This is a genomic window from Streptomyces sp. CRN 30, from assembly GCF_034105845.1.
Genome location: NZ_JAVRHI010000081.1, coordinates 1 through 5,599, shown reverse-complemented (window position 1 = coordinate 5,599; position 5,599 = coordinate 1). Strand labels below are relative to the sequence as shown.

At 71.1% G+C, this 5,599-nt stretch carries 4 protein-coding genes; 3 read left to right on the top strand and 1 reads right to left on the bottom strand.

From position 1 onward, the window contains the following. The first annotated feature begins 126 nt into the window (after positions 1–126). Both UW392_RS07830 and UW392_RS07825 read left to right on the top strand, forming a co-directional pair. Positions 127–1,830, top strand: a complete 1,704-nt coding sequence (locus UW392_RS07830; RefSeq protein ID WP_320774150.1) for a sensor histidine kinase — start codon at positions 127–129, stop codon at positions 1,828–1,830. After that, positions 1,827–2,510, top strand: a complete 684-nt coding sequence (locus tag UW392_RS07825; protein ID WP_320774149.1) for a response regulator — start codon at positions 1,827–1,829, stop codon at positions 2,508–2,510. The genes UW392_RS07830 and UW392_RS07825 overlap by 4 nt, the downstream gene beginning before the upstream one ends. Before the next feature lie 43 nt (positions 2,511–2,553). On the opposite strand, the gene UW392_RS07820 is transcribed toward UW392_RS07825, so the two are convergent. Continuing rightward, on the bottom strand, positions 2,554–4,677 hold the full coding sequence (locus tag UW392_RS07820; protein ID WP_320774148.1) for a DNA topoisomerase IV subunit B: 2,124 nt from the start codon (positions 4,675–4,677) through the stop codon (positions 2,554–2,556). Between the two features lie 441 nt (positions 4,678–5,118). Here UW392_RS07820 and UW392_RS07815 point away from each other — a divergent pair, with 441 nt between their 5' ends. Further along, a complete protein-coding gene (locus UW392_RS07815; protein WP_320774147.1) occupies positions 5,119–5,349 on the top strand; it encodes a hypothetical protein in 231 nt (76 codons plus the stop codon). Positions 5,350–5,599 lie beyond the last annotated feature (250 nt).

Genomic DNA, 5,599 nt, shown 5'->3' with positions numbered 1-5,599 from the left:
ACACGGTGGACGGGCCGCACGCGCGCGCGTGCGGCGCGTCACCGGCCCGCGCCGGACCCGACGGCCTCGGTCGCGGGCGGGCCGTCCGCCTTCGGCCGGGTGCGGACGTCCACGTACCGTCGGGGCATGAGTTCCCCTCCTCCCGCACGCCGCCTGCGGCTGGGCCTGCCGCGACGGGCCTTCTCGCAGGTCCTGCTGATGCAGGTGGCGATCGCCGCCGGGGTCGCCGTCCTCGCCACCGGGCTCTTCCTGGCGCCGCTCGGCGACCAGCTGGACGACCAGGCGATGCGCCGCGCCCTCGCGATCGCCCAGACGGCGGCTGTTCAGCCGCAGATCGCCGCGGACCTCGTGACGACCGGGCCCTCGGCCGACGGGCCCGTGCAGGGCGAGGCCGAGCGGATCCGCGAGGCCAGCGGGGCGGAGTACGTCGTGGTGATGGACAGGAACGGCGTGCGGTGGTCCCACACCGACCCGGAGCAGATCGGCGAGGTCGTCTCGACCGACCCGGGCGTGGCCCTGCGCGGCGGCGAGATCATGCAGATCGACGAGGGCACGCTGGGCCGCTCGGCCCGCGGCAAGGTGCCGCTGCGCGACGCCGGCGGCCGCATCGTCGGCGCGGTCTCCGTCGGGATCGAGTACGACAGCGTGCGGGCCCGGCTGATCAACGCCGTCCCGGGGCTGTTCGCCTACGCCGGGGCCGCCCTCGCCATCGGGGCGCTGGCCGCGTACCTGATCTCCCGCAGGGTGCAGCGGCAGACTCGTGACCTCGCCTTCTCCGACATCTCGGCGCTGCTCGCGGAGCGCGAGGCGATGCTGCACGGCATCCGGGAGGGCGTGGTCGCCCTGGACCGCGACGGCCGCGTACGGCTGCTGAACGACGAGGCGCGACGGCTGCTGGGCGTCGGTGACGAGGCGGTGGGCCACTCCCTCGACGAGGCGCTCGGCGCCGGCCGTACGACCGATGTGCTGGCCGGCCGGGTCACCGGCACCGATCTGCTCACCGTCCGGGGCCGGCGCGTCCTGGTCGCCAACCGCATGCCCACCGGCGACGGAGGTGCCGTCGCGACCCTGCGCGACCGCACCGAACTGGAACAGCTCGGCCGTGAACTCGACTCCACCCGTGGCCTGATCGACGCCCTGCGCGCGCAGGACCACGAACACGCCAACCGCATGCACACACTGCTGGGACTGCTCGAACTGCGGATGTACGACGACGCCGTCGCGTTCGTCGGCGAGGTGGTCGGCGACCACCGGGCGACCGCGGAACAGATCACGGAGCGGATCGGGGACCCCCTGCTCGCCGCGCTGCTCGTCGGCAAGGCCACCGTCGCGGCCGAACGCGGGGTGGCCCTGACGCTGTCGGCCCGGACCGCGCTGCCCGACCGGCTGATCGACCCCGGAGGGCTGGTCACGATCGTCGGCAACCTCGTCGACAACGCGCTCGACGCGGCGGCCGGTACCCCACGCGCGCGCGTGGAGGTGCAACTGCGCACCGAGGGACGCACGGCGTTCCTCGAGGTGCGTGACACCGGTCCCGGCGTTCCGGTCGAGCGGCGGGAGCTGGTCTTCACGGACGGCTGGTCCACCAAGGAGCCACCCGCACACGGGAAGCGCGGCATCGGCCTGTCCCTGGTGCGCCGGCTCGCCGAACGGCAGGGGGGCGGCGTGGGGGTCGCGGAGGCGGACGGCGGGGGCGCGGCGTTCACCGTCGTCCTGCCGGAGGCACTGGCGGAGCCCGCCGGCCGGCCGGCGTCCGATCCGATCACCGAGGCAGGGCCCGCACGAGGAACCGGCACAGCCGCCGCAACCACCGAGGAGGAGTCGCGATGATCGAGGTCCTGGTCGTGGACGACGACACACGGGTCGCGCGGATCAATGCCGCCTACGTGGAGAAGGTGCCCGGCTTCCGCGTCGTGGGCGAGGCGCACGACGCGGCCCAGGCGCTGCGGCAGTTGGAGGCCCTGCCCGGTCCGGACCTCGTCCTCATGGACCACTACCTGCCCGACCGGACAGGGCTCGAGGTCGTACGGGAGATGCGGCGGCGCGGCCTCCAGGCCGATGTGATCATGGTGACGGCGGCCCGTGACGTCTCCACCGTGCAGGCGGCGATGCGCTCCGGCGCGCTCCAGTACCTGGTCAAACCGTTCGCGTTCGGAGGCCTGCGCGCCAAGCTGGAGGCGTACGCGGAGCTGCGCCGCACGCTCGACGGGGGTGGCGAGGCCGAGCAGGCCCAGGTGGACCGGATTTTCGGGGCGCTCTCGGCGGTCGCGGAACCCGAGCTGCCCAAGGGCCACTCGGCGACGACCACGGAGCTCGTACGCCGGGCCCTGATGTCGGCCGAGGGGCCGCTGTCGGCCCAGGAGACCGCCGAACGGACCGGCCTGAGCCGCCAGACCGCCCAGCGCTACCTCAAACTGCTGGAACGCACGGGCCGGGCCCGGCTGACGCTCAAGTACGGTGACGCGGGCCGCCCGGAACACCGCTACGAGTGGGCGACCCGCACCCCGTGAGGGGCGCGGATCCGTCTCGGCGGCCGGGTACCCGGCGGAGCGCCTACGCGTCGATGCGCGAGCGGTCCAGCGTCGCCGCCGAGCTGGAGATGAACTCCTTGCGCGGGGCGACGTCGTTGCCCATCAGGAGGTCGAAGACCTGCTCGGCGGCATCCAGGTCGGACAGGTTGATCCGGCGCAGGGTGCGGTGGCGCGGGTCCATGGTCGTCTCGGCCAGTTGGTCGGCGTCCATCTCGCCCAGACCCTTGTAGCGCTGGATCGAGTCCTTGTAGCGGACGCCCTTGGTCTGGAACTCCATGAGCTTGTCGCGCAGCTCACGGTCCGAGTACGTGTAGACGTACTTCTCCTGGCCCTTCTTCGGCTGCACGAGCTCGATGCGGTGCAGCGGCGGCACCGCGGCGAAGACCCGGCCCGCCTCGACCATGGGCCGCATGTAGCGCTGGAACAGCGTCAGCAGCAGGCAGCGGATGTGGGAGCCGTCCACGTCGGCGTCGGTCATCATGATGATCTTGCCGTAGCGGGCGGCGTCGATGTCGAAGGTCCGCCCCGAACCGGCCCCTATGACCTGGATGATCGCGCCGCACTCGGCGTTCTTGAGCATGTCGGTCACGGACGACTTCTGCACGTTGAGGATCTTGCCGCGGATCGGCAGCAGCGCCTGGAACTCGGAGTTCCGGGCGAGCTTGGCCGTACCGAGTGCGGAGTCGCCCTCGACGATGAAGAGTTCGCTGCGGTCGACGTCGTCGCTGCGGCAGTCCGCCAGCTTGGCGGGCAGCGAGGAGGACTCCAGGGCGGTCTTCCGGCGCTGTGCGTCCTTGTGCTGGCGGGCCGCGATCCGCGTACGGGCGGCGGCGACGGCCTTCTCCATGACGACCCGCGCCTGGGCGGCGGCGTCCCGCTTGGTGGAGGTCAGGAACGCCTTGAGCTCCTTGGAGATGACGTTCGCCACGATGCGGCGGGCCGCCGACGTGCCGAGCACCTCCTTGGTCTGGCCCTCGAACTGCGGCTCGGCCAGCCGCACGGTGACGACCGCGGTGAGGCCCTCCAGGGCGTCGTCCTTGACGATGTCGTCCTCGGCGACGCGCAGCAGCTTCTTGGTACGCAGCACCTCGTTCATGGTGGTGGCCACGGCCTGTTCGAAGCCCGCGACGTGGGTGCCGCCCTTGGGCGTGGCGATGATGTTGACGAACGACTTGAGGGTCGTGTCGTAACCGGTCCCCCAGCGCATGGCCACGTCGACGCCGAGCTCACGGGTGACCTGGGTGGGGGTCATCTGCCCGTGCTCGTCCAGGACGGGGACGGTCTCCCTGAAGGTGCCCTGCCCGGAGAAGCGGAGGACGTCGCAGACCGGCCGGTCGCTCGCCAGGTACTCGCAGAACTCGCTGATGCCGCCGTCGAAGCGGAAGGACTCCTCGCCCTTGCTGCCGCCCTCGCCCAGCCCGAACTCGTCGCGGACGACGATCGTCAGGCCCGGCACCAGGAACGCGGTCTGGCGAGCGCGCTGGTGCAGCGTCTCCAGGGTGAGCTTGGCGTCCTTGAGGAAGATCTGGCGGTCCGCCCAGTACCGCACGCGCGTGCCGGTGCGGCTCTTGGGGATCTTCCTGGCCTTGCGCAGGCCGCTCCCGGCCTCGAACTTGGCGTCCGGTCCGTTCCCCGCGAAAGCGCCGGGGACACCGCGGCGGAAGCCGATCGCGTGCGTGTGCCCGCCGCGGTCCACCTCGACGTCCAGGCGGGCCGAGAGCGCGTTCACCACGGAGGCGCCCACACCGTGCAGACCGCCGGAGGCGGCGTAGGAGCCGCCGCCGAACTTGCCGCCGGCGTGCAGCTTGGTCATGACGACCTCGACACCGGAGAGGCCGGTCTTGGGCTCGACGTCGACCGGGATGCCGCGGCCGTTGTCACGGACCTCCACGGAGCCGTCGTCGTGGAGGATCACGTCGATGTGGTCGCAGTAGCCCCCCAGGGCCTCGTCCACGGAGTTGTCGATGATCTCCCAGAGGCAGTGCATCAGACCGCGGCTGTCGGTCGATCCGATGTACATACCGGGGCGCTTGCGCACGGCCTCGAGCCCCTCGAGGACGAGCAGGTGCCGCGCGGTGTAGTTGGAACCGTCCCGGTCTGCTCCTGTCAGCAGCGCTGTGGACGGCACGGACGTGTCGGCGGTCACGCGGTTCGCTCCTCGCTGAATTTCAGATGGGGTCCTCATGGGTAAGGACGCGGCTCGGTCGCCGCATTGAGGGTACCGAGGCCTGGTAGAGCCGTTGTCACGCCACCCTCCCCTGGCCTCAGAGTAGTCCAGAGTCGCACGAGCGTTCGATCCCTCGTTGGAGTGAAGTACATATCACGTTCCCTTCGAGGCATGAACCATTTAGGCTCCGGGCACGTCCTCATGAACAACCGGCGACGGGGCCGGTGAGGACTTGACCACCGACAGACAGCGCGAATCCGTACGACCAAAGACATGCACTACGGCACATTCGCCGCCAACCGGCAACACACAGCCGGCCCGGAAAGATTTTTTCGTGGAAATGCCGCGAGCGGGAACGTTTTCGGCCTGGTTGGATGTTGACCCTGGTACGACAGCTCGTCGAGCTAGAGAAGAGGCGACGTGACTACTGTTCTGACCCCCGCGAGCCCGCTGACGGCCGCTGACCGATGCGACCGTTGCGGCGCCCAGGCCTACCTGCGCGTCGTGCTGCTGAGCGGTGGAGAACTGCTCTTCTGCGCTCACCACGGCCGCAAGTTCGAGCCGGAGCTCAAGAAGATCGCCGCAGAGATACAGGACGAGAGCGAGCGGCTGACAGCCGCTCCGGCGTCCGCAGGCGACGAGGAACGCTGACACTCGCACCACGACGAGCCAGCGCCGGCATCAGGCCGGTGAATCGGGCGGTCATCCCTTCCACAAGGGGTGACCGCCCGTCCTCGTACCCGGTGACGGGCGTCACCGGCGGGCGCCGCACGCCCGGGCCCGCGCACGGGCCCATGGGAGCGACCCCGAAGCGGTGAGCCCGCGTGACGCACCTCGGGGCGCCCGCGGCCCGCCCGACGGGCTCCTGCGCGCCCCTCCGCCCGCGTCGGACATCCCGAGG